The 21,807-nt window shown below is 47.0% G+C and carries 25 protein-coding genes and 2 pseudogenes; 18 read left to right on the top strand and 9 right to left on the bottom strand.

All coding sequences use genetic code 11. From position 1 onward, the window contains the following. From HRQ87_RS19300 to HRQ87_RS19245, 13 genes and pseudogenes are all read left to right on the top strand, one after another. Positions 1 to 386: RHS repeat-associated core domain-containing protein (locus HRQ87_RS19300; protein WP_174140079.1), on the top strand; the 386-nt coding region annotated here is incomplete at its 5' end. Next, positions 373 to 1,101 (top strand): hypothetical protein, encoded by a 729-nt coding sequence (locus HRQ87_RS19295; protein ID WP_174140078.1) that lies wholly within the window; start codon positions 373 to 375, stop codon positions 1,099 to 1,101. The genes HRQ87_RS19300 and HRQ87_RS19295, both read left to right, overlap by 14 nt. 251 nt (positions 1,102 to 1,352) lie before the next feature. Continuing rightward, positions 1,353 to 1,562, top strand: a pseudogene (locus tag HRQ87_RS20715) (RHS repeat-associated core domain-containing protein); the annotation flags it as partial. 12 nt (positions 1,563 to 1,574) lie between these two features. After that, entirely contained in the window at positions 1,575 to 2,099 is a 525-nt protein-coding gene (locus HRQ87_RS19290; protein ID WP_246252539.1) for a hypothetical protein, read from the top strand. 20 nt (positions 2,100 to 2,119) lie between these two features. Continuing rightward, on the top strand, positions 2,120 to 2,410 hold the full coding sequence (locus tag HRQ87_RS19285) for a hypothetical protein (RefSeq protein ID WP_174140077.1): 291 nt from the start codon (positions 2,120 to 2,122) through the stop codon (positions 2,408 to 2,410). A 144-nt stretch (positions 2,411 to 2,554) separates the two neighbouring features. Next, positions 2,555 to 3,373 carry an RHS repeat-associated core domain-containing protein gene (locus HRQ87_RS19280; RefSeq protein WP_217430516.1) on the top strand — a complete coding sequence of 273 codons (819 nt, stop codon included), beginning with the start codon at positions 2,555 to 2,557 and terminating at the stop codon, positions 3,371 to 3,373. Continuing rightward, on the top strand, positions 3,373 to 3,744 hold the full coding sequence (locus tag HRQ87_RS19275; protein ID WP_174140075.1) for a hypothetical protein: 372 nt from the start codon (positions 3,373 to 3,375) through the stop codon (positions 3,742 to 3,744). Before HRQ87_RS19280 ends, HRQ87_RS19275 begins: the two co-directional genes overlap by 1 nt. A 93-nt stretch (positions 3,745 to 3,837) precedes the next feature. After that, positions 3,838 to 4,803 carry an RHS repeat-associated core domain-containing protein gene (locus HRQ87_RS19270; RefSeq protein WP_174140074.1) on the top strand — a complete coding sequence of 322 codons (966 nt, stop codon included), beginning with the start codon at positions 3,838 to 3,840 and terminating at the stop codon, positions 4,801 to 4,803. 608 nt (positions 4,804 to 5,411) lie between these two features. Further along, positions 5,412 to 6,275 (top strand): RHS repeat-associated core domain-containing protein, encoded by an 864-nt coding sequence (locus tag HRQ87_RS19265; protein ID WP_217430515.1) that lies wholly within the window; start codon positions 5,412 to 5,414, stop codon positions 6,273 to 6,275. 4 nt (positions 6,276 to 6,279) lie between these two features. Continuing rightward, on the top strand, positions 6,280 to 6,687 hold the full coding sequence (locus HRQ87_RS19260; RefSeq protein ID WP_174140073.1) for a hypothetical protein: 408 nt from the start codon (positions 6,280 to 6,282) through the stop codon (positions 6,685 to 6,687). A 77-nt stretch (positions 6,688 to 6,764) separates the two neighbouring features. Continuing rightward, positions 6,765 to 7,424 carry an RHS repeat-associated core domain-containing protein gene (locus tag HRQ87_RS19255; protein ID WP_343035422.1) on the top strand — a complete coding sequence of 220 codons (660 nt, stop codon included), beginning with the start codon at positions 6,765 to 6,767 and terminating at the stop codon, positions 7,422 to 7,424. A gap of 12 nt (positions 7,425 to 7,436) precedes the next feature. After that, on the top strand, positions 7,437 to 7,907 hold the full coding sequence (locus tag HRQ87_RS19250; RefSeq protein WP_174140071.1) for a hypothetical protein: 471 nt from the start codon (positions 7,437 to 7,439) through the stop codon (positions 7,905 to 7,907). 102 nt (positions 7,908 to 8,009) lie between these two features. After that, positions 8,010 to 8,204: a hypothetical protein gene (locus HRQ87_RS19245; protein ID WP_174140070.1), complete on the top strand. Its 195-nt coding sequence runs from the start codon at positions 8,010 to 8,012 to the stop codon at positions 8,202 to 8,204. Positions 8,205 to 8,311: 107 nt separating this feature from the next. Here HRQ87_RS19245 and HRQ87_RS19240 read toward each other — a convergent pair whose 3' ends face one another. Genes HRQ87_RS19240 through HRQ87_RS19205 form a run of 8 tightly spaced genes read right to left on the bottom strand, consistent with a single transcriptional unit; the run spans position 8,312 to position 14,936 of the window. Next, entirely contained in the window at positions 8,312 to 8,887 is a 576-nt protein-coding gene (locus tag HRQ87_RS19240) for a type II secretion system protein GspJ (protein WP_174140069.1), read from the bottom strand. Next, positions 8,884 to 9,240, bottom strand: a complete 357-nt coding sequence (locus HRQ87_RS19235; protein ID WP_174140068.1) for a type IV pilus modification PilV family protein — start codon at positions 9,238 to 9,240, stop codon at positions 8,884 to 8,886. Before HRQ87_RS19235 ends, HRQ87_RS19240 begins: the two co-directional genes overlap by 4 nt. Further along, positions 9,237 to 9,608: a hypothetical protein gene (locus HRQ87_RS19230; RefSeq protein WP_174140067.1), complete on the bottom strand. Its 372-nt coding sequence runs from the start codon at positions 9,606 to 9,608 to the stop codon at positions 9,237 to 9,239. The genes HRQ87_RS19235 and HRQ87_RS19230 overlap by 4 nt, the downstream gene beginning before the upstream one ends. After that, positions 9,592 to 10,812, bottom strand: coding sequence for a type II secretion system F family protein (locus tag HRQ87_RS19225; RefSeq protein WP_174140066.1), 1,221 nt, complete (start codon positions 10,810 to 10,812; stop codon positions 9,592 to 9,594). Before HRQ87_RS19225 ends, HRQ87_RS19230 begins: the two co-directional genes overlap by 17 nt. A 41-nt stretch (positions 10,813 to 10,853) precedes the next feature. Next, on the bottom strand, positions 10,854 to 12,866 hold the full coding sequence (gene gspD, locus HRQ87_RS19220) for a type II secretion system secretin GspD (RefSeq protein ID WP_174140065.1): 2,013 nt from the start codon (positions 12,864 to 12,866) through the stop codon (positions 10,854 to 10,856). Further along, on the bottom strand, positions 12,863 to 13,369 hold the full coding sequence (locus tag HRQ87_RS19215) for a hypothetical protein (RefSeq protein ID WP_174140064.1): 507 nt from the start codon (positions 13,367 to 13,369) through the stop codon (positions 12,863 to 12,865). The genes gspD and HRQ87_RS19215 overlap by 4 nt, the downstream gene beginning before the upstream one ends. Then, the gene (gene gspM, locus HRQ87_RS19210; RefSeq protein ID WP_174140063.1) at positions 13,366 to 13,929 is read right to left on the bottom strand and encodes a type II secretion system protein GspM; all 564 of its coding nucleotides are present in this window, start codon (positions 13,927 to 13,929) and stop codon (positions 13,366 to 13,368) included. The genes HRQ87_RS19215 and gspM overlap by 4 nt, the downstream gene beginning before the upstream one ends. Further along, positions 13,926 to 14,936, bottom strand: coding sequence for a PilN domain-containing protein (locus HRQ87_RS19205; protein WP_174140062.1), 1,011 nt, complete (start codon positions 14,934 to 14,936; stop codon positions 13,926 to 13,928). Before HRQ87_RS19205 ends, gspM begins: the two co-directional genes overlap by 4 nt. A gap of 99 nt (positions 14,937 to 15,035) precedes the next feature. On the opposite strand from HRQ87_RS19205, the gene HRQ87_RS19200 reads away from it, so the two are divergent. The 5 genes from HRQ87_RS19200 (at position 15,036) to HRQ87_RS19180 (ending at position 20,678) form a co-directional block, all read left to right on the top strand. After that, positions 15,036 to 16,625 (top strand): ATPase, T2SS/T4P/T4SS family, encoded by a 1,590-nt coding sequence (locus tag HRQ87_RS19200; RefSeq protein WP_174140061.1) that lies wholly within the window; start codon positions 15,036 to 15,038, stop codon positions 16,623 to 16,625. Between the two features lie 318 nt (positions 16,626 to 16,943). Further along, entirely contained in the window at positions 16,944 to 17,903 is a 960-nt protein-coding gene (locus HRQ87_RS19195) for a glycosyltransferase family 2 protein (RefSeq protein WP_217430514.1), read from the top strand. A gap of 2 nt (positions 17,904 to 17,905) precedes the next feature. After that, the gene (locus HRQ87_RS19190) at positions 17,906 to 18,634 is read left to right on the top strand and encodes a class I SAM-dependent methyltransferase (RefSeq protein ID WP_217430513.1); all 729 of its coding nucleotides are present in this window, start codon (positions 17,906 to 17,908) and stop codon (positions 18,632 to 18,634) included. A 19-nt stretch (positions 18,635 to 18,653) separates the two neighbouring features. Beyond that, complete coding sequence (locus HRQ87_RS19185; protein ID WP_174140060.1) at positions 18,654 to 19,028, top strand: GtrA family protein; 375 nt, start codon at positions 18,654 to 18,656, stop codon at positions 19,026 to 19,028. Between the two features lie 24 nt (positions 19,029 to 19,052). Continuing rightward, the gene (locus tag HRQ87_RS19180) at positions 19,053 to 20,678 is read left to right on the top strand and encodes a hypothetical protein (protein ID WP_174140059.1); all 1,626 of its coding nucleotides are present in this window, start codon (positions 19,053 to 19,055) and stop codon (positions 20,676 to 20,678) included. Between the two features lie 295 nt (positions 20,679 to 20,973). Here HRQ87_RS19180 and HRQ87_RS20710 read toward each other — a convergent pair. Further along, positions 20,974 to 21,114 (bottom strand): annotated as a pseudogene (locus HRQ87_RS20710) (IS110 family transposase); the annotation flags it as partial. Positions 21,115 to 21,807 lie beyond the last annotated feature (693 nt).

Below are 21,807 nucleotides of genomic sequence, written 5' to 3'. Positions count from 1 at the left end.
TCGGCGTCAGGCCCAGCCAAGCGGACAGATCTCTGCCGCTTTGGAATTGCGCACCACTTCCAACAGTTGCCACAATACGGACCCAACCTTACGCCTACGACCCCGCACTTGGACAGTTTATCCAGAAAGACCCCATTGGCTTCGCCGCGGGTGATCTGAACCTTTATGCCTATGTCTGGAATGATCCCTACAACTGGACCGATCCGGGTGAAATGGGAGATTTGGATTTTGAGTCATCAGGTATTGGTGGGGACCTCGAAACTATACCGTGGACAAATATGGGAGCAAACCAAGCATATGCACTTGCAACTCGTCTTCAGGAAAGTATCAATTTTCGTATATATGATAATCAGATAAATCCTGATGCAGGTCATGGATGTGAATGAAGAGTTATATCAGGCATTAAAAGGCAATAACCTTTTAAATTTATTGCGCGATATAGATTCGCAACGACAATGGAAATTCTCGAAACAAGAGCAAAAAACTATCACTTTAATGTTGCGCAGTGATAGTAAGCGAGCAACTAGTCTTGGGTGTTATATTGTTGCAGAGAACGCACGCTATGCAGAGCCTTTGATGCCACTAATTTTAGAGGTTTCTGCACAGCCTACGCCAGAAAATAATTATGGCACCTTAGGTATTAGTGGGCGTAGAATGTTTGCCTCTGTTATTGAAAATAGTAATATTGCTTGGAAGCCAATTTATACCAAACGATTGATAGAGTGTTTGGCGGATGTCGATAATTATTTACGACTACGCGCATTTGAAGTTGTTATGAAACGGTTTCGTGTTATTTTTCCTGATCTGTTTTTACAAGTGACAGGACGTAAGTACACAGACATAAAAAGCGCAACCGCGCTCATGCTTACAAAATATGAAGAATTTAATTCAGAGCAATTTAATGGGGATATAGAAAAGTTCTCTGATATTTTCCTTCAAAAGAAACGAGTACTGCGAATTTTGTATGTTATTTTGCTAGCTAAACAGATGAAATTTGAGACATTGCAGAAAAAAGTGTTATTTGAAGATAGTTATATATTCGATCATGTGATTTTTAGAATGACTTTGGGATCTTACCGTAAACGTTTGGAATTGAAATAAATTTAATTGCTAATGATATATCTATATGGACGGTATGGTGAATGTTAAGCTTACAGTGATGGCGCTTTAACAAAACGCTGGCTGCATGGCCCGAAAGTGGACGAGCCGCTGGCCTATGAGGACTACAGCAGCACAACCGCGCCGGGGTCCGGGTCGGTGTTTGAGCTGTTCCGCAATCGGCTCGGCTCGATCCTGACGGCCGTTGCCTTGTCGACGGGCACGGTTCCGCGGATTATGAGTATGACAGCTTTGGCCAGCGGGAACTGGCGGCAGGATCAATCGAGCAGAGGTACGGTTACACGGGCCGCGAACATGATGCTGAGACTGGCCTGATCTACTACCGTGCCCGTCATTACGATCCGACGCTTGGCCAGTTCCTGCAACGCGATCCTATCGGGTTTGCTGCGGGGGATCTGAACCTTTATGCCTATGTCTGGAATGATCCCTACAACTGGACCGATCCGAGTGGGTTGATGTCAAGTACAACTTACGGAGGGCAGGCGGGGAGTAGTCCAAGCAGAAATAGAGCCGCGACGGCTGGTATTTTTGGAGCCGTTGTCGCTTTGGCTTACGTTGTTAGCGAAGCCATGAATATGGATATCGGTAACCCAGATGACGCAGGGGATGGTCCAGATAATCCACCGAGTGATGATCCAGATGCAACTCCAGATACAGGCAATCCCCCACCGCCAGGTGATGATGGATGCGATGCAAACGATGAATTGTGCTGGGAAGACGATGAGCCAGAGGACGACTGTGTAGATGCATCAGATATTTTAGGTAAAACATCGCATTTTGGGGAAAGGCTTGCAGAACGCTTTAGAGGCTTGGACTGGCATTCGATAATTAACCATGGGACAAGATATTATGATTATAAACACGGTACTACGATTTTTGCTTACCGCGGCAAAATAGTTTCTGTTCTAAGAGATGGAAGAATAAACAACATTCAAAATAAGACTCAATCAAGTATTGATAATAACTTAGGGGATAGGTAGGATCCATGTTAAGTTGTAATATGATTGAATTTGGATTGACCGTTCATTTACAAACATTTCCTAACGGCGAAGTCGAAATTTATCTTATGCGCGTTAATAATAATTTCGAGTTTCATGTCATTGGCGTGCACTTTTCTACCGAAAAAGAGCTTTCGTCGGCTAGAAAAGACGTCATTTTAAATTTACTTGATAATTTGGTTGATAATATTTTCAGTAATCTAGACTTTAAATTTGAAGCAAAAAACCCTCGAACATATTATAGTACTAAATTTGAAGCGATTGATGTGTTTAAAAAAGAGCTTTTGGGGTAAATTTTCTAATGTAATACCTCGAATGAGGTGGCTCTCGACTTCCGGGATGGCGCTTTAACCAAACGCTGGCTTCACGGCCCGAAGGTGGACGAGCCGCTGGCCTATGAGGACTACAGCAGCACAACCGCGCCGGGGTCTGGGTCGGTGTTTGAGCTGTTCCGCAATCGGCTCGGGTCGATCCTGACAGCCGTTGCGTTGTCTACGGGCACGGTTGCTGCGGACTACGACTACGACAGCTTCGGCCAGCGTGAACTGTTGGCGGGATCAGTTGAGCAAAGGTACGGCTATACGGGTCGCGAACATGATGTGGAAACAGGTCTGATCTACTACCGCGCGCGGCATTACGACCCCGCGCTTGGCCAGTTCCTGCAACGTGACCCTATCGGTTTCGCAGCGGGCGATCTGAATCTCTATGCTTATGTCTGGAATGATCCACACAACTGGACTGACCCGGCGGGTTTATCAGCGCAATCTAGAAACGCTGCATTGCTGGGCACTGGTTTCGCAGGGATAGCGGGTATTGCTTTGTTAGCAGTTCAAAATTTAGGAAGTGAAATATCTGCTGCAATTGGGAATATAGATGTGTCGGGATCAAGTTCAGGTCCTGATGCTACGCCGGGTTCAGGCAATCCTCCTGGTGACAGGGCAGACCCTGTACCTCCGCCTCCTAGTGGAAACGAATGTGCTTCACTTGTAGCAAAGATGGATAGTATAATCGAAGAACTTCGCACACGTTTTAAACAATGGCGTCGGGATAAAGGTCGGTTAGTACCCGGTGAGCCCCCTGTAAGTCGACGTAAGGGTAACTTTCCTGGTCATGTTCAGCAAATCTGGAACAAACAACAACAACTACAAACGATCTCCAAACAAGCTGATGCCAAAGGATGCCAATATAATCGTACAGAGGTATATTACTGGATACACCGTCCCGTCCCGTTTCCTGGAGGAATTGGTAGTCAATAATGGCATTAAATTCTAAAACAAAACTTGCAGTTACTGTTGAGCGATGGCTTGCACGAAATAATACAATTGTTGGGCCAAACAGTGCGAATTACGATCATAAGTTGGAAACATTTTTATCAGATGCTGACTCTGATTTTCTTCTCGCTTTTTTCTATGAATTAAGCCGAATTCAGTTAACAGATACTGCTATTTCTATTTTAGGGGCTGGTTTAATGGAGGACTTTTTAGCAAGGTATCCCAATAGACTTGATGACTTTAAATCCCTCATAAGGGATAATCAAAATTTGATGGATGCCGCCTGTTGCATGCTGCCACGAGACGATATGACAGAAAAAGTCAATCAATACGTAGAAATGCTGATTGATTCTTAAAATATAACTGGCTGATACTACAAAAACGGCATTTCTATCGAAGCCCAGGTCTAAGATGTCTGCAGCGTCTATTCGACTACGTCGAATGAGGTTTTGCTCGACTTCCGTGATGGCATTTTAATCAAACGCTGGCTGCATGGCTCACGTGTCGATGAACCTTTGGCCTATGAGCAGTATTCTGCGACCACAGCAGCCGGTTCGGGGACATCATACGAGATGTATGCGGATCGGTTGGGGTCTATCCTGACGGTCATTGAGGCTGCTACTGGAACGCTGGCTGCTGAGTATATTTACGACAGCTTTGGAAACCGCACCCAAACAGGGAGCTTAACTCAGCGCTACGGCTTCACGGGCCGCGAGGTCGATCCGGAAAGTGGCCTGATGTACTTCCGCGCCCGGCACTACGACCCCGCACTTGGCCAGTTCCTGCAACGCGATCCCATCGGCTTCGCTGCGGGCGATCTGAACCTTTATGCCTATGTTTGGAACGATCCGTATAATTGGACCGATCCGAGTGGGTTGATGTCAGGTACCGATTATACAGTGCTTGCTGCAGGAACATCTCTTCTTACTGTCGGTGCGCTATGTGCATCTGGTGTTTGTCCAGATCCTTCTGATTTTCCTGACAGTCAGGATATGAAAGACAGTATTGGATCAGCTACAATTGGATTGCTTGGCAGTCTGTTAGGCGCACTTGGGAACATTGTTTTCAATGATGCAAATGGGTCTGGTGAAGGTGAAAGTGGTCGTGATGCCAGACCAGAGCCTTATATTGATGGTGATGGCGCTGAACATATTTTGGATGGACATCAGAGTGGTGCAGGTAAACCAGGTAAAACTGAATTCCCACCTGATTGGGATGAAGGCAAAATACTTGATGCTGCAGAGGAAATTGCAAGAAATGGTAAAGAAGTGCCGCATGGTTCACATAATCCAAATGATATAATGTACGAAGGTACTGTAGATGGTGTTGATATCGACGTCATTGTTGAGCCAGGTGGCCGTATAATTACTGCAATTCCTACAGGAGGCGATGGAGTTATTAAGAACCCATGGTAGATGATCAAGATTTAACAGATCGAGAATGTATTAGTATGATAGATAGGCTACTAAAGTCCCTCGTAAATTGGGGTATCGATCCTGGTTATGCGCCTAGAATGTTTAACGGAGGTGAATTTGGATTGTGTTTCAGATCAATTTTTTATGCTGCTAAGTCGAATGATAAATTTTTTGAGACGTGGTCGAAAGAACTGCTTCTACTTAATCAACATTTCGCCAAGCAAAAATATTACGCTAAACACTGTGGCTTTCCACTTGAAAGATAATTAACTACCACGCCTATTCCAAATCTGTCACAAGTCCCATAATCTTGAAAATCTTCAGTTTCATCTTCATACAAGAATTATAATATCGATTAATGAAATCTCGGATCGGGGATGGGAAAGTTCAAAGATTTCTATCGAAGAAATTAACGATAATAGCTTTGAGTTCTATGCAAATTCAGTTGAATTGAAATCTATAGATAATGATATGCTCTAACCGCTAATTTTAAATACGTTCTGTAATCATTATAGCATACTTGGAGCGTGTATTCGACGACCTAGAATGAGGTTGCTCTGGATTTCCGCGATGGCGCTTTAACCAAACGCTGGCTGCATGGCCCGAAAGTGGACGAGCCGCTGGCGTATGAGGACTACACCAGCACAACCGCGCCGGGGTCTGGGTCGGTGTTTGAGCTGTTCCGCAATCGGCTCGGCTCGATCCTGACGGCGGTGGTGCTGTCAACGGGCACGGTTGCCGCGGATTATGAGTATGACAGCTTTGGCCAGCGGGAACTGGCGGCAGGATCTGTTGAACAGCGCTATGGCTTCACGGGTCGCGAACATGATGCTGAGACTGGCCTGATCTACTACCGTGCCCGTCATTACGATCCCGCACTTGGCCAGTTCCTGCAACGCGATCCTATCGGGTTCGCTGCGGGGGATCTGAATCTCTATGCCGATGTCTGGAATGATCCCTACAACTGGACCGATCCGAGTGGGTTATACAGTGCAACGCTCGACTGGCGTAAAGTTACAGCGGGTGTTGTTGTATTGGGATTTGGTGCGTGTTTAGGTACAGAGCATTGCATTGATAATATCATGAATTTACCATCAGGTAATAATTCTTTGGATGGTGCAATTGTTACTATAAATCAGTCTACTATGACTTTGATGGCAAAAATTCTTGCTGCTATCCTAAATGCTACAAATGACGATGAGAGCGATGAAAGTTGGCGCGAAACTGGCGATCCGCCTCCCTCGGGGCATAATAGACCACCTAAAGATCCAGAAGACCCTAAATACCCTCCTATACCTTGGTGGCCAGGACACGATGATCCGATGAATGATCCAGATAATTGGATAGAAACATCTGAGACTGCCGATGACTATTTACCAGGGTCAAGTGGAGGTGATAGAGTTTTGCCAGATAGCCCAATCGGCAAAGGTATCGTAATTCTAGCACGTCTATTGCAAATATTTGGCGGATAAATAAATGCTTAAAGGCTTATTAGATAAGTTAAATGCAAACAGACGATATACTTGCGCTGAAAAGTTTGTATCAGAAAACAGATATAAAGAGGCTTTAGAGTTGTTGTATGATTATGAAGGACCGCCTTTATATGTTGCTAAGTCGGTATTGTTGTCTGCAGTTGCTCAACACAGAAATCTCGATTTTAAATCAGCCTACAAATTGTACTCAAAGTTTTTGAACTTTCATATTAATGATATTTCACGCTCTAATGATCGTGATTATTTGGAATTATATGCAAAATATTTTCGTGACTATGCTTTGAAAGAATTTGATCAAACAACTGAGCTTTGCATTTCTAGAAATAGATTACTCGAGTTGCAAAAGAGGGCTACGTTAGCGACACGAGGCGAATTTCCAATTATTGATTAATGTTTCCAATTAATTTAGCCAAACTAAACTTTGTGATTAGGTACAAACTACAGTCTTGGTAATAACATCAAACACGAATTCTAATTCAATGTTATGTTCGTATTGGCTGGGAGGTCCATCCACAAAGTGGCATGATCTACTACCGTGCCCGGCATTATGATCCGAGTATCGGGATGTTCGTTCAATCGGACCCGATTGGGTTTGCGGCTGGCCAATTGTCGATATACAGCTTTGTAGCGAACAACCCGACTAAATGGACCGATCCAACCGGGCTGATGGCCAGCATGGAAGAAAGGGCTATGTTTGCGAAAGATAGCGCTCAAGGTGTTGGTTCTTCTACGCGAACTGGAGTAGCAGCACTTAACGTGGCAGGATATATTAATGCATTACTTGCAAAAATCCCACTGAATAGCGGAAGATATAACACACCAGGAGCAGGTTACAATCGGGGACGACCAGGTGATTGTACTCTTTTAGAATTGAATACACTTACAATGCTTAGAGACTCTATACCAAAGAGAGCATGTCGGCCCCCTGCGAGAATAGCTGATCCAAATGACCGCTTTGTCACTCGTGGCATAAACTTGGCCAAGATGAGAGGTTTTTCTCGGCGAGCTCTGTTGCAGGCTCAGATTAATGCACAGTGTTTTCGTGGTGGTGATGCTGGTCATCGCGCCGCTGTTGCTCGTGAGATCGCTGCAATGGACAACTGCAATTTATATATTCAGAAATTTTAAGGTATATAGCTTATGGATAATGACCCATACAAAGAGCTAAGCCAATTACGTGACCGTTTGGCGGCTAGTAGTAAAGAATATCTTGGCGAACTGTATTATAAAGACAAAGAGACATTGCTAGCTCTAATTGAAAACCGTAGTAACCTGATTGATATTAAAATTGATAATGAGGTTCTAGGTCGACTTTCACTTACGCCGATGTGGTACTTGATTATATACGCATTACTTGAGATAAAACGGCTTGGGAGAAAGGTGGAAGAAAGCGATGAAATATGGCAGATAATCTCTTCACCAATTCAATTTGATAAGTATTCAATTACAAATAAATCTAACATAATTACATCAGACGAAGTTTGCACTATTATTACAGCTATAGATAGTCTTCTTTCTGATACTATTGTTAATAATTTTGATAATTTTGACTTACCAATATTTTCAGATGATCTAAAAAAACTTCAAAATCATCTCCGTCAAGCTCTTTAAACATAGTGACGTTAACCCGAAGACCTCCTGACCGACCTGACGGCGCCCTGGGGAACAATCTATAGCTTTGGCTATTACGGAGAGGGACGGTGGACGGCGATTGTGGATAATCTTGATCCGAGTAAGTCTATTGCCATCAGCTATGACGATCTGAACCGGCTTGTGCAGGTCGCCGAGGGTGTGCCTGCGGCGCATGGCGGAGCACCTGTTCCAGTCGAAGACTACGCCTATGATGAGGAAGTAAATCGCACCGCCAGCCATCTGAGTACGATCTACACCTCAAACGCGCATACCTAAACCTCAAGATGGTGTTTCTGGGTCTGGGCAATCTGATTGTCCTGAAAGTGTGAAAGCAATCCTGCAAGCTAGCGTCTGATAAAAAGTGGGATATCTAGAGAATTTATTTAATTCGCATGCAATAATCTGACCGTAAACTCAGGCCAGTTAGGCGTTGTCTGGATGTCCGTCTCGACACGAACAAGGGCGGGCAGGGCAGGGGATGTCCAATCGTTTTGCCAGGCTTGTTCCTCTGCATCGTAATAGCTGAAACGTACATCTGCAGTCGCAGTCAAAAGGGGGCCAGCAAAGACTTGCAGGGTTTCGTTTTCATCGTTTATCGCTTCTGCCGATAGCATCAGTGCGTCATCTTGCACACTAACAGACACGCGCAGAGCAGCAGCATCTGGCGCGAAGGGGCTGGGTTTGAGGGTAACGAACGTAAAGCCATCGCCATTACCCTGAAGCTCGGTGGGGAATGGAACAAGCTGTGTTTCCGAGATCGAAGACGCAAGCCAATCCCGCAGGCGCACGCGGCGGGTCAGTTCATCGGCATGCACAGAGATCTGTGCAGAGCGGTCATAAAGGCGAATGCCAAGTCCCATCGCGCTGGCCAAACCACCTGCAATCAGGGCCAGCAAGGCCAGTGAAATCATGAGTTCCAGCACACTCAGCCCACTGCGCGGTGTCAGGTTGCGCGTCACGGGGCGGGCCTGATACTGTCAACGGTTGCCAACACATTGCCACCTTGGGCACTGATGATCACGCGAACCTGCAGCAATTGAATTGCGTTGTCACGGGTTGGGTGTTCGGTAATCACCTCCTCGACAGTCCAGTTTCGATAGTTCTGCGTCATCTGACCAATTTCAAGCGGGGTCGTAATGCCGATTTGATCCAGCCTTGAAAGCGCATAGTCCTGGGCCAACAAGCGACGGTCTGCTTCGGTCGTGCGACTGAGCAGTTTGGCCTGGCCGGGCAAAAGTGCAGCAAGAACCAAGGACATGACAGCGAATGCGATCAGTACCTCAAGCAGGGAATATCCAGCCTTGCGGTTCATTCGATATCACCGATCTTATAACGGCCTATCAAAGGATCAAGTATCAGGCTCAAGGTCAGATCATTCTTGCGAAGACAAAGCGGCTGGCCCTGTGCTGATCCATCCGAGAAAAACACGATTGGCTTTGGGTTGGCATCGCAGCTTAAACCTGTTGTATCAAAGCTGACCGGCTGACCGGTTTGAATGCTTTGCGCCCGCAGATCAGTAAGATTGCGTTGCATTGCAGCGGCGTCCTGTTGCAACAAAAGCGTATCCGACGGCCCACGAGAAGACGTGGCGATAACACCAAGCATCAGTGACAATATGCCAAGCGCGAGCATCACCTCAAACAGGCTGACGCCTGACGTGGATTTAAAATGCAATGTCATTAAGGTCCAGAATAGCTGAAATTGTCGACAAAATCACGGCACCCACACCAAGACCGATAATTAGGGTTAAAATCGGTGTGATCAGTTTGACCGCACGCGTCACGGTTTCAGATGTTTGTGCACTGAGTGAGACTGAAGCCGTTTCAAGAACCTCAACCAGACGATCGCTTTCTTCGCCTGCGTCAATCATTGTACGTGCCAGATCATCCATCAAAGGGCTTTGTGCCAAACTGGTTGATAAGGTACCACCCGCGATCACAGTCTCTTCTGTATTTGCCAAAAGAACCTTATAGGCAGGGTGGGGCGTTGCCCTTTGAGCGGTTGTCAATGCCGACGTCAGCGTTGCACCATTACGCATCAACAAGGCCAGCATCTGGCAAATTTTCTGACTTTCCCTTTGGCGGATATAACGACCCGCGACAGGCAGGCGCATTGATATACCTGCCAATGCTTTTCTGATTTGGATGCGAAATACAGCAAAGATCACAGTGCCCAAAATTACGCCTGTTATCAGCAGCGGCCAGCCTGATATCAAGGCACTGCGAAGTGTGTCCATCATCACCAGAATAACAGGGGGTTCGGCGCCAGACGCGGCAAAGACAGGCAGTAATGTCGGAGTAAGATAAAAGACCACCAATGCCAGAACCAGAACGGACATGATGACCAGAATAATAGGATAGAGCAGAGCCCCCGTAAGTTGTTGCGCAATCTTGCTTTCGCGGCTCAAGAGATCTGCAGCTTCGCGCGCAGCCTGTTCCAGTTGGTTCGATGCTTCGCCCAATTTGATGATGACGGTAAGGCGTTCGGGAATGATCTGATCTTGTTGCTGCATGGCCTGACCCAGTGACATGCCGTTTTCAACGTCCGTTCGGATATTCTCCAAGGCGCGTTGCATTGCAGGTTTTGCGACCTGCTGTGCACAAAACGACAATGCCCGTGTCAGTGGCAGTTGGGCCTGCATCAATGATGCAAAAGACGTAAAGAACCGTTCCAGTTCTATGGGCTTTGCCGTGGTAGGGCCGCCTATCAGACGCAATTCACGGTTCCACCAAGGGACAGATGATGAACCGGCTTCATCAAGATTGATCGGCGTTAGCCCGCGCGATGCGATCATATCAAGTGCGGATAATTCATCATTGGCGTCAACCTCGCCTGAAACAGAGGTGCCATCAGCCGTGATTGCGGAATAGCTATAACGTGGCATTTAATTTAACCGTGCTGTTTTGATCGGCCCACGTCAACAGATCAATCAAGTATCCGGTGACCATCTTTCGGCACGCCAATCCCATTTTTGACCAGGCCGTTCGCACCACCGATGCGTCTGCGTAGTTCGTTTGTCACAGACCGGCTTTCTGAACCATTACGAATGACTTTTGGTGTAATCAAGACAAGCAGTTCTGTCTTGCTAATCCGATCTGATCGATTGCGGAACAGCGCACCGATCCCCTTGGCACGACCTAAACCAGGGACCTGAGAATTCGTCTGGTTGCGGTTTTCCTGTATCAGACCACCCAATGCCAATGTTTGACCATCGGCAATAACGACGCTGGTTTCGATTTTACGCTGCGAGATTGTGGGCGAGTCGATCCCGGATGTTTCTGTTTGGGATACTGTGCTGACCTCTTGTTCGATATCCAGAATAACCTGCCCGGATGACGACACTCTTGGTTTGACAGAAAGAATAATGCCTGTATCTCGGAAAGAGATTGTGTTGACAACGGGCGCATCTACATCACCGGTGTCACGGACCTGTTGGGTGGCAATCGGGACTTCATCGCCAATCTGCAGCCGGGCTTCCTGATTATCCAGGACCAAAAGGCTTGGGGTCGAAATGACATTGACATCCGTCACTGATGATAGCGCGTTCAACGTCACTGCGCTTGATCCACTTTGGAACAATAATGACAGACCCGGTACATTCGCCCCGAAACTTCCGTTATTGGCATCAGTCGATTGAATGCGGTTATCGCCATCCTGAAAGAACCAGCGTAAGCCAAAATTAAGCTCATCATTCAGGGTAACTTCGGCAATCGTGGCTTCCAGCAAGACCTGAACAGGGGTCGTATCAAGTGACTGGATCAAGCGGGAAAAGCTTTCCTGTTCTGAATCATTGCCCCAGACAATAACTGCATTGCGCGCATCATCCGCTACCACTTTGGGCGTACCTGCAACTGAGGTTCCTTCTTCGGCGGCAACATTTTCGACCATTTCCGACAGGATCGGGGCCAGATCGTCAGCGCTTCGGTTCTGCAGGCTGTAAACCACTGGCCTGCGTTTTGCGCCCCCTGCGGTTCTGTCCAGATCACGGATCCAACGTTCGGCCTCAGAAAGATAGCTGGACCGTGAGCTTATCACTAGAACGGCTCCAAGGCGCTGCGATGGTACAAAGGTCACCACATTTTGAAGACTGCCGCCATCACTTGTTTCAAAAATCAGATTCAATTCTTCGACGACTGCTTCGGGTTCAGCGGCACGCAGACGATAGAGCCCCACAGATTTGCCTTTCAGAACATCCACATCGAATAAATTGACCGCTTCAATGGCTGAATTGATTTCATCTCGTGTGCCAGAAATCAGCAGAATATTCCGACGTGGAATAGGTTGAAGGCCAACGGTTGATCCGGCAATCGGTTCTAGCAGGCGCACCATTTCGGCAGTTCCGATAAAGCGTAATGGAACTGCTACAACACGCGATCCGACACCCCTTTGCCGACCTAAGTTTTCAACGCGTCTTGCCGCGCCAGCTACAGGGACAATCGTGATCAGATCACCACTGGTTTGCAGAGTGGCGCCGTTTAATTCAAGAATGGTTTGAAAGGTTTCCAGTAATGCGCGTTCAGACAGTGGGCGTGTGGTTTGCAATGTGACCTGACCGCTGACACCCGGTTGAATAGTATAATTTTTGCGCAATGCTTGTCCCAAAACAGCCTGTGCAGCCTGTTCGATAGGGACATTGACCAAATTAAGAGTGATTTCGCCATCATCCGTGACGCCAAACAAGTTTCTGTCACCGCGTGGTCCTTCACCGATAAAGTTATCAGTTCCCAACCTGCGTTGGTCCCCCGATGAACCATTTAACGAAGCGCGAAACCGTTCGATCGCAGTTCGACCGCCACCGCGTGCCTGATTATCCTGATTGGCTAGTAGATCGGAATTACCGCGTGCGCCATTGCCATCCCCTTCGGTACAGGCCGCAATTGCTATGATCAAAAGCAAAGAGACGACTAATCGAAATGGGTGAGCTATCATTTTTGTCATTGGTACATATCCACTCGAAGACGGCGCGTTTCGCGGGTCAATTCTATCCAGTTGTTTTCAATTTCATTCAACGTCCACCCAGCCACTATTGCACCAGCCATATGCCATGTTGGTGGCTGGTTGTTGATCGATAACAAAGCAGAAGGTTGTTCGGACAATTGCATAACGCCAAGCAAGGCGATTTCTGGCGCTTCTTCCCATTCCTGGGGCTGAGGTTGGGGCGCAATATTTTGTGGTGTCGTATCAGGCGTTTCCAGGGCGATGACAAACGGGCGACGACCTGGTTCAAAAAGGGGCCTTTCCGTAATGGCTGCGTAATAAACATCCGGTCGGCTTGACGGCAAGGACAGGGTGTTTTGGTCAGCTGTTTGTGCGTTGATACCGACATTGACGGATTGTGGAGCGGGCGGGTCGTGCGCGACTGTCTGAAATGCTAACCAGCCCGCAACAACCGCCATGACCACAAGTAGCAATGTCCCGATATATGGAATAACGCGCATCATCTGGCGTTTTCATTCATGATGACCGGGGCCAGTATTTCAAGCTGAAAGAACATAAGCGGCTGATCGGATGTGCGTGTCGGACGGGCCAGGCGACGTAGATTTGCGCGTTCAATCACTAATGGTGGGGTGCTATATTCGATGGCCCGTAAAAGAGACACCACCTGGTCCAAAGTTGCCTCACTTTCCATGCGAAACGCCACGGCCTGTGAAAATGCAAGTTCACGGGCGCGTACCGGCGAAATCGATCGCAGATTAACGCCACTTTGCCGCGCCATAGTGCTTAGGTTGGCCTGTACTCTTGCTGTTGCCTCGCCCGATTGAGAGGCCATCCAAAGAATGCTGGTTGCATCATCCGCCGAAAGGCGGGTTTGTTCGATCTGCAGTTGTGCAATGCTACGTTCAAGACGTGCAAGTTCGGTTTGCGCAGATAGCAAGTTGCTTTGGGCCTGATTGCGCCATGTCACAAGCGGTGACAGCACCGCAATCCAGATCAACAAAACCAATCCGCCAATGATCAGCAAGACCATAAATCGTGATATAAGGCTGCCTGGCTTGATCATCGGTGTCCCTTCAAATCAAGCGTCATTTCAAAACGCTCTTCGCCGCTTGTCGTGCGTGAAACGGGGCCAGTCAGGCGCGGGTTTTGGAACAGTCTGTTGTTTGCAACACGCAGAACCAGCTCTGCAGCAGAGCTACTTGAAGTGCCATTTACGACGATACGCTCGGGTTGAAAGGATAAATCACTGATCCACACATCATCTGGCAAGGCAATCGTGAGTTCACGCAATGTTTCCGCAAAAATTGTTTTATTGATAACGGTATCTACCAGCGCGGTTCGGTCTTGTTCGGCCTGGCGCAGTGTTTCCATATTACTGCGCAACTGTACGGCTTGTGCACGTAAATCAGTTATGCGCGTTTCAATACTGTTCAGACTGTGCTGATTTTGAAATGTGGGGACCATGATCATCGTCAGAACTGCAATTGCAATCGTTCCGACCAAACCGAAATTGACCCATTTCTGTAAACTAGTATCGCTTTGCGTCTGAAATTTGGCGATATGTGTCGCTGTCTGGTCATTATCAATTCTGATAGCGCGAACCATAATACCAATTGTCTTTAGATGCTCACGCAATTGCTGTGCATCACTTCGCTTGATCAGCCATTGGGTTGTACTGGTCTTTGGCCCTTTGGTCGTTACTGCAGAAATAGTCCAATAAACATCATTTGGCTGAAATGGCGTGCGCCGCATCATGTCCAATCGAACCAGTTGTTCGGCATTTTTAAATGCAGCTGCAGGAGCTTCGATATCGCGTTTTAGAAAATAATGTTCTGGTAAATAAAGATCAACAGAAATGGGTCTTGGTTGTATTTTAATTGGCTTTGTCAAAATTGACTCAGGTGCGATGTACTTTGCGCGGCGCTTTTCCAGACCGGTTACAGATTGCGACAAATACAATGGAACGACATAAGCACCGCCTTTCAGGGCAGCTTTCAACCAACCCGGCAGCACAGACGATAGCTCTTGGCAGAACCACTGCCAGAGTCGCGACGGTACCTGTCCCGTCATTTTACCGTCAACCTCAATTTGTTATCATTTATCTATAGTTGCATACTGTAATATAGCTGCCCTAATAAAGACAGTATATTCTTTGCGTAAGGTCTGACTGTGATTACATTACTACCCACATTTCACGACGAAAACTTTGCCAAAGCACTTATTGATGCAGAGGTTATTTCCCCGTCCATAGCAAAACGCGCTTTGGCTGCCAGCAAAGAGGCCGGGACAGGTGTTGAAAAATCTTTACTTGAGCTTGGGTTGGCAGATGAAACGGCCATTTACCAACACATGTCTCAATATTTGAACATACCATTAATTGATTTTGACGTTATCGCTTTAGACCTTGTTGGGCAGCTGGCTTTATCGCGTGATTTTCTATCGCGTGTCAGTATCGTTCCTGTTGAAGACACAAGCGACGCAATCATTCTTGCCACAAGTGACCCACGCAATACCGGGACTATGGAAAGTATAAGCTTCCACCTTGATCGACCTGTGCGCGCTGTCCTTGCAACACCGTCAACAATTCGCTCTGCTTTAGCCAAACCAGAACAGGTTTTGGCCGAAACTGATGATGCATCATCAACCGATGTCAAAAAACTGCAGGCGCTCGCGAATGATGGACCGATCATTAAGCTTGTAAATGAATTGGTCACCAAAGCCGTCGATATACGCGCATCAGATATTCATATCGAAGCGATGGAACAGGACACCAGAGTGCGGTTTAGAATTGATGGGCGTTTGCGGGTGGACCGACGAATTGCTGATGCTGACCGTGCCGCTGTTGCCTCGCGCCTTAAGGTCATGGCGCACTTGAATATTTCGGAAAAACGTCGCCCTCAGGACGGACGGGCACAGATTACAGTCAGGGGCCGCGTTGTTGATTTGCGACTTTCCACATTGCCGACCCAATTTGGCGAAAGCATCGTTTTACGAATACTGGACCGAACACGGGTCGCACTGGAGTGGTCATCGCTTGGATATCCGCAAGAACGTGTCAAGGAAATTGAAGACATTCTGCGCCAGCCCAATGGTATTTTTCTGGTTGTCGGTCCAACGGGCAGTGGAAAAACAACGACGCTTTATACGGGCCTTAGCAAGATCAATTCAGAGGACCGCAAAATCGTAACGGTCGAAGATCCGATTGAGTATGCCTTGGCCGGTGTTAACCAAGTCCAGGTCGAACCTCAAATTGACATGACATTTGCACGCGCTTTGCGAGCTATTCTGCGACAGGATCCGGATGTTGTCATGGTGGGCGAAATCCGTGATCAGGAAACAGCTGAAATCGCTGTGCGAGCTGCATTGGTGGGGCGGCTTGTTCTGTCAACAGTTCACACGAACGATGCTGTCGGTGCGATTGACCGACTGATTGATCTAGGCGTACCACCGTTTTTATTAGCCTCAACCTTAAGGGGTGTTTTATCGCAAAGGTTGATTCAGAGACTTTGCGTGGAGTGTGGCGGAGATGGATGTGAAAACTGCGAAAAATCCGGGCGGAAAGGACGTATTGTTGTATCAGAGTTGTTACACATTAACGATGATTTAACCCAAGCTATCGCGGCCGGAGCGAAGTCAAATGAACTGCGTTCACTCGCAGCTGAAACCGGGTTTCAATCTATTGAAATTGATACAACCAGACTAGTCCAGTCGGGACTAGCTTTGCAGTCAGATATCGTTCGTGCAACTGGCTCATTGTAAGTTCCAGTAAATCATTTTTATGTTAATTAATAGCCATGCAAGTGATTTAAATTATTGAATGCAACAGTCCCGTAACGATTGGCATTGCTCTATCGATGATCCGATCATCGCGGATGCCGAAGTCTGTGAGTGTATGCAGGTTTAAATTATCTGATCTTACGTCTTTAATCATTGCTCTAAGCTGTTTTTTATGGCCCAAGATTGACAAGAGACCTAAGGAATATTTTTGATACTTTTCCTGAAACATGTAAGCGGTTAGGATGCACCAAGCAACTTTTGAGTATCTGATAGCAGCCGAATACGGCATAATTGTAAGGATTGCAGACCATAGCTGATAAAGATCCAGAGCTGTCTATAATCATACCCGTATTTAATGAACAAAATGCGATATGGCCGTTTTTGACTACGATGCAGAATGCGCTGTCAGAATTGCATGAGACGATTGAATATGTGTTCGTTGATGATGGTAGCACCGATGCAACCGTCCAAGAAATTCGCAGCCGTATGGATAGCGACTTACAGATTAAGCTACTTGTCCTATCTCGAAACTTTGGCAAGGATTCTGCACTTGCAGCTGGGCTTATGCATGCGAGTGGGCGCGCTGCCATTCCAATCGACGTTGATTTGCAAGACAGCCCGAATGTGATTCCGGAAATGGTCACAAAATGGCATGCTGGCGCAAAAGTGGTGAATGCAAAACGCGTCGATAGAAAAAACGATAGTCCGCTCAAACGGCAGTCGGCGCGGCTGTACTATCGGATATTCAACGCAATGGCCGAATATCCGATCCCACCCGATGTTGGCGACTTTCGTCTGATCGACCGACAGGTCATTGATATCCTGAACACGATGCCAGAAAAGGCCCGTTTCAACAAAGACCTGTTTAGTTGGGTTGGATTTGAAAGTGCCGAAGTGATATTTGACCGACAAGCCCGCCAAACTGGACGGACAAAATGGTCTTTTTGGAAGCTCTGGAATTTTGGTTTGGATGGCTTGTTTGGCGCGTCTACCGTACCGCTCAGGCTTTGGAGCTATCTGGGATTTTGTTTGGCGATAGCCTCATTCATCTATGCCGTGTATGTTCTGATCCGAACTGTACTATTTGGCATCGATACCCCTGGTTACGCATCCACACTTATCATAATACTTTTCTTTGGTGGACTAAATATGTTGTCCGTCGGCATATTGGGCGAATATGTCGGTCGTATCTACCGCGAGGTACGGGATCGTCCGCTATATATCATCCAGCAAACCTATGAATCTCGAGAAGAGAAATAAGAATGGATCGTGTTGTATATGAGCGCATGTCTGCGCTTGAAGAAGAGCATTGGTGGTTCGCGGCGCGGCGCGATCTTATCCAGGCAATACTCAATCAGACGATCCCAGATCAGGGCGCGCCACGTATCCTTGAGGCTGGGTGTGGCACCGGGGGAAATCTGAAACTATTAGAGTCATTTGGATCCGTCGATGCGTTTGAATTTGATGCAGCTGCACGGGACATCGCCATCACTAAGTCAGATTTACCTATTGCCCCTGGCTCGCTTCCTAACGATATCCCTTTTTCAGAACGGTCATATGACATCATCTGCCTTTTTGACGTTCTGGAACATATTGAGGATGATCAAGCAACACTGACAGCACTAGCATCCCGCTTGGCATCTGGTGGGCGCATTATTATCACGGTGCCAGCCTTTCCCGCGCTCTGGTCACGTCACGACGAAAGGCATCATCACTTTCGTCGCTATACAAGAAGGTCGCTTGAAGCCGTGGCAAAATCCGCAGCTTTGCGCATTGATCAGGACGGATACTATAACACTATACTCTTGCCGCTGGCCGTGGCGACACGGGCCTTCAACGGCTTGCTAAAGCGCGACGTCGCCGATGAGGCCATGCCAGGACCACTGGTGAATAAAAGCCTTTACAAGATATTCTCAACCGAGCGACACTTAATAGGACGGCTGCGCATGCCATTTGGGCTTTCGTTCTTTGCAATTTTACAGTTGAAATAAGATGCCCCGCGAGTTCTTGATGTTTCTTGTTATTGGTTTCGCCGCAACATTGACGCACGTCATCATCGCAATTTCTCTTGAGGCGTGGTTTGATTTTTTGCCGCAACATGCCAACTTTGGCGGCTATGTTTCAGCTATAGGATTATCCTATTTTGGGCATGGGAAAATTACGTTTCGCGTCGTAAGCAAACATACAATTCACATGCCAAAATTCATTTTTGTTTCGGTCGTAGGGCTCGCCATAGGGTCGGGTTTGATTAAAGTTCTGAACGAACAAAACAATGTGCACTTTGTCTATACTATGGTGATTGTCGGCATTTCAGTGGCATCAACAACTTTCCTTTTATCGAAGTTTTGGGTTTTTGCGCAAGCGCAACTTACCCAAAAAGACTGACATTGTGCATGCAAAGGGGATGACGTGACTGATAAAAATGACGTCGACTTGGCAAAAAGTAATCGCGTTCTTACAATAGTCATCCCAATATGGCTTGCCCTGATCGTTTTGGCTGTTTTGAACAACTTTATGTATTTAGATGCCAGTAGCCTTTGGTTGGACGAACTGTTTACGGTCTATTTCTCTGACCCTAATCAACCTAGTTTCAGTGCTTTCCTAAATCGTGCTTCCGAAGATGTGCACCCTCCCGGATACTACGCCTTGGTTTGGATCACAGGGCTTCTAACGGGGGCGGATACAGGCATGATTGCGCGTGGTATTAGCGCGACCCTGGCTGCCTTGTCACTTGTCCTTATCTGTCTGGCGATGCCCAAGTGGATTAGCCGCCCGGCCCGCTTGTTTTCTTGCACACTCGCTGCGACATCACACATCTACTTTCTGTACGCGCCGCAAGGGCGATCTTATGCGCTTAGCTGGGTATTGGTAATACTACTGCTTATGCTCGCGCTTGATATCAACCGCGCAATGTCTCAAGGAAAACCTATTTCTCTAAAGCTATCCACCTTTACAATTACCGGAATAATTTCCGGACTTTGTCACATGTATCTGGTTCCCCTTATTGGCGCAAAAATAGCAATAATGTTATGTTTTAGCCAAAGTTGGAAAAACCGGTTTTGGATTGCAGTCTCTGGCTTGATTATTCTTACCACAATGCTTGTTTTCTTGAATTGGCAAGCTGATAAAATTATTTTAGATGTGTCTGATACATGGTTTAGCGCTGACAGCGACTTTTTATGGCGTCAGACAAACGCTGGCCTAAAAAGGCTATTCGGTTCAGCGTTAGAGACTCCACTCTCGAATGTCATCATTGCGGCCAGCGTTGTTTCTGTTGTGTGGATACTTATCAAACGTATCAAAATTCAAGACCTAAGACCTATTATTTTCGATACTATATTTGTTTTCAGCAGTCCAATTTTGGCCCTAGCTCTTGCGATATTAGTTACGCTATTTTATGCGCCAAGTTATTCATTTCGTTATTTCATCGTGCTTGTGCCATTTTATTGGATTTTGATGGGCTTCCTCTTTGAAATTATCCTGCGTAGCTCTTTGAAGTGGATGATTATTGGTATAATAATTTTTACAACGATAATTTTTATACCCCTCAGCGCGCGTATATTGTGGAGTGATTTGCCGACCAAACAGCCTTGGCGTGAAACAGCCCAATTTGTAGATAATACGCAAGAATGCGTAGATGCGATATTACCTGTAGTGACCTTTGCAGAAAAATTCATCACTGGCAGTGTCCCTGTCAATTTCTATGGCTATTACCTAAACAACGGTACAGCGCGCGATTGGCTGTCTTACCCTGAAGACGAGGTGACGCTTTTCCCTGGAACTGGTCCAGTTCGAAATATCGTAGTAGAACGTATTACCGGCAACGATCCTTGTCCCATTTTGCTATGGGACGTTGCTCACTCGAATCCGGCCAACCTTGAAATTGCGCGGCAGTCAATGATGCAAACCTTTGATTTGCCCGAAGGAAGCACAATCATTCTAAAAACGATTAAACTGCCTGAAAGTAACTTGTTCATGCGACTATTGGGCATGTCTTCCCAAGAAGAAGGTTATTTCCTACTGGTTCAAAGGTGAACATGGCCAGTTATGCCCAATTTTAGGCTCCAGACTCATAACCAGAATATGACGGTTGCGGCGAGAACGATAGCTGACAAGAAGACTTGGGAGATTGGGCACTGAACCGCCCCGGTTTTATCGGAGAATGATTATTTCTTCTTACCCTCGCAGCAATCGTGCAAAACCTTCGGAAACCGGCAAAGCTAAAGCCCATGCCGCCGCAACAGGATGAGGGGAAGGCCAGACCTCGACATCCAAAAAAATCAAAGCGATCGTTCAGGAAGGCCTGTCCAAATCAAAGTGTTTTTGGGGTCGATTCGCGCCTGTCAGTCTTGACCCTGTGACCGGCTTTGCGTGGGATCATCGATGGTGAGACCACCGCGCATTCAAATCCAAGTTTGGTCAGATGTCTGTGAAGGCCATAGCCGCAAGGACCAGCTTCATAACAAAATGAAGAGGTGTGCCCGTTCTTGATCAATGTCTTCGTAAGTCTCAGAACAGCATCCGCCGAATTTACAACAGTGCCATAAAATCTGACTTCGCCACCGCGCCCGTCTTCTGCAACCGCCACAGCAATCGTGTCCTTGTGGACGTCCAGACCCACATGCAGCGTCTTGTTCATTTGCATTTCCTCCGTCGAACAATCTTCAGTTCGTCGAGAAAAACACGGCAAACAGCGTTGCCGCAAAAACGCTCATCTGCTCTAAGCCCCGATCGTCAGCAGACCAAAGTAGGCGTTTTTCAAATTTGCCTTGACGTTGTCGCGCTTTAGCTTTGGCAACCTCCAGCTATGCGAAATTTGCGTAAGGTCTCTTGAATAAGAGATCGGTTCTCCGCGATGGTGCGCCCATATTTTCCTTCGAGATATGCGATCGTTGTCGAGCTTGAGCACGAAGCCCAAGTTCAGCTTTATGCCCGCGCGCAGCAACGGGCGCATGTCCAAGTCTGATATCTGCTTCGCGTTTCAGACCTCATATCTCGCTGTGCAATTCACATTAATTCAGAAATTTCAAACTGAGACACTACCGAATTCTAGGGCTGAATCCCACTGAAGATAAGGGATTGCCCATCGAATGTCCTGTGTGGAAAGCTTCTGCATAGCAAGACATTTTTGAAGCTGATTTAGCACTGGTCAGAAGCAGACGTG

Origin of the sequence: Parasulfitobacter algicola, from assembly GCF_013315265.1 — a bacterium.
GTDB classification, from domain to species: domain Bacteria; phylum Pseudomonadota; class Alphaproteobacteria; order Rhodobacterales; family Rhodobacteraceae; genus Parasulfitobacter; species Parasulfitobacter algicola.
Note: the sequence above shows the minus strand (reverse complement) of the source record. Positions and strands in the feature narration are given on the sequence as shown.

Bases quoted from the DNA above. Each gene is read 5' to 3' on its own strand.
- HRQ87_RS19295 (WP_174140078.1), top strand. From the start codon at position 373: ATGGATGTGAATGAAGAGTTATATCAGGCATTAAAAGGCAATAACCTT.
- HRQ87_RS19290 (WP_246252539.1), top strand. From the start codon at position 1,575: ATGTCAAGTACAACTTACGGAGGGCAGGCGGGGAGTAGTCCAAGCAGA.
- HRQ87_RS19285 (WP_174140077.1), top strand. From the start codon at position 2,120: ATGATTGAATTTGGATTGACCGTTCATTTACAAACATTTCCTAACGGC.
- HRQ87_RS19275 (WP_174140075.1), top strand. From the start codon at position 3,373: ATGGCATTAAATTCTAAAACAAAACTTGCAGTTACTGTTGAGCGATGG.
- HRQ87_RS19260 (WP_174140073.1), top strand. From the start codon at position 6,280: ATGCTTAAAGGCTTATTAGATAAGTTAAATGCAAACAGACGATATACT.
- HRQ87_RS19250 (WP_174140071.1), top strand. From the start codon at position 7,437: ATGGATAATGACCCATACAAAGAGCTAAGCCAATTACGTGACCGTTTG.
- HRQ87_RS19235 (WP_174140068.1), bottom strand. From the start codon at position 9,240: ATGAACCGCAAGGCTGGATATTCCCTGCTTGAGGTACTGATCGCATTC.
- HRQ87_RS19230 (WP_174140067.1), bottom strand. From the start codon at position 9,608: ATGACATTGCATTTTAAATCCACGTCAGGCGTCAGCCTGTTTGAGGTG.
- HRQ87_RS19225 (WP_174140066.1), bottom strand. From the start codon at position 10,812: ATGCCACGTTATAGCTATTCCGCAATCACGGCTGATGGCACCTCTGTT.
- gspD (WP_174140065.1), bottom strand. From the start codon at position 12,866: ATGACAAAAATGATAGCTCACCCATTTCGATTAGTCGTCTCTTTGCTT.
- HRQ87_RS19215 (WP_174140064.1), bottom strand. From the start codon at position 13,369: ATGATGCGCGTTATTCCATATATCGGGACATTGCTACTTGTGGTCATG.
- gspM (WP_174140063.1), bottom strand. From the start codon at position 13,929: ATGATCAAGCCAGGCAGCCTTATATCACGATTTATGGTCTTGCTGATC.
- HRQ87_RS19205 (WP_174140062.1), bottom strand. From the start codon at position 14,936: ATGACGGGACAGGTACCGTCGCGACTCTGGCAGTGGTTCTGCCAAGAG.
- HRQ87_RS19190 (WP_217430513.1), top strand. From the start codon at position 17,906: ATGGATCGTGTTGTATATGAGCGCATGTCTGCGCTTGAAGAAGAGCAT.
- HRQ87_RS19185 (WP_174140060.1), top strand. From the start codon at position 18,654: ATGTTTCTTGTTATTGGTTTCGCCGCAACATTGACGCACGTCATCATC.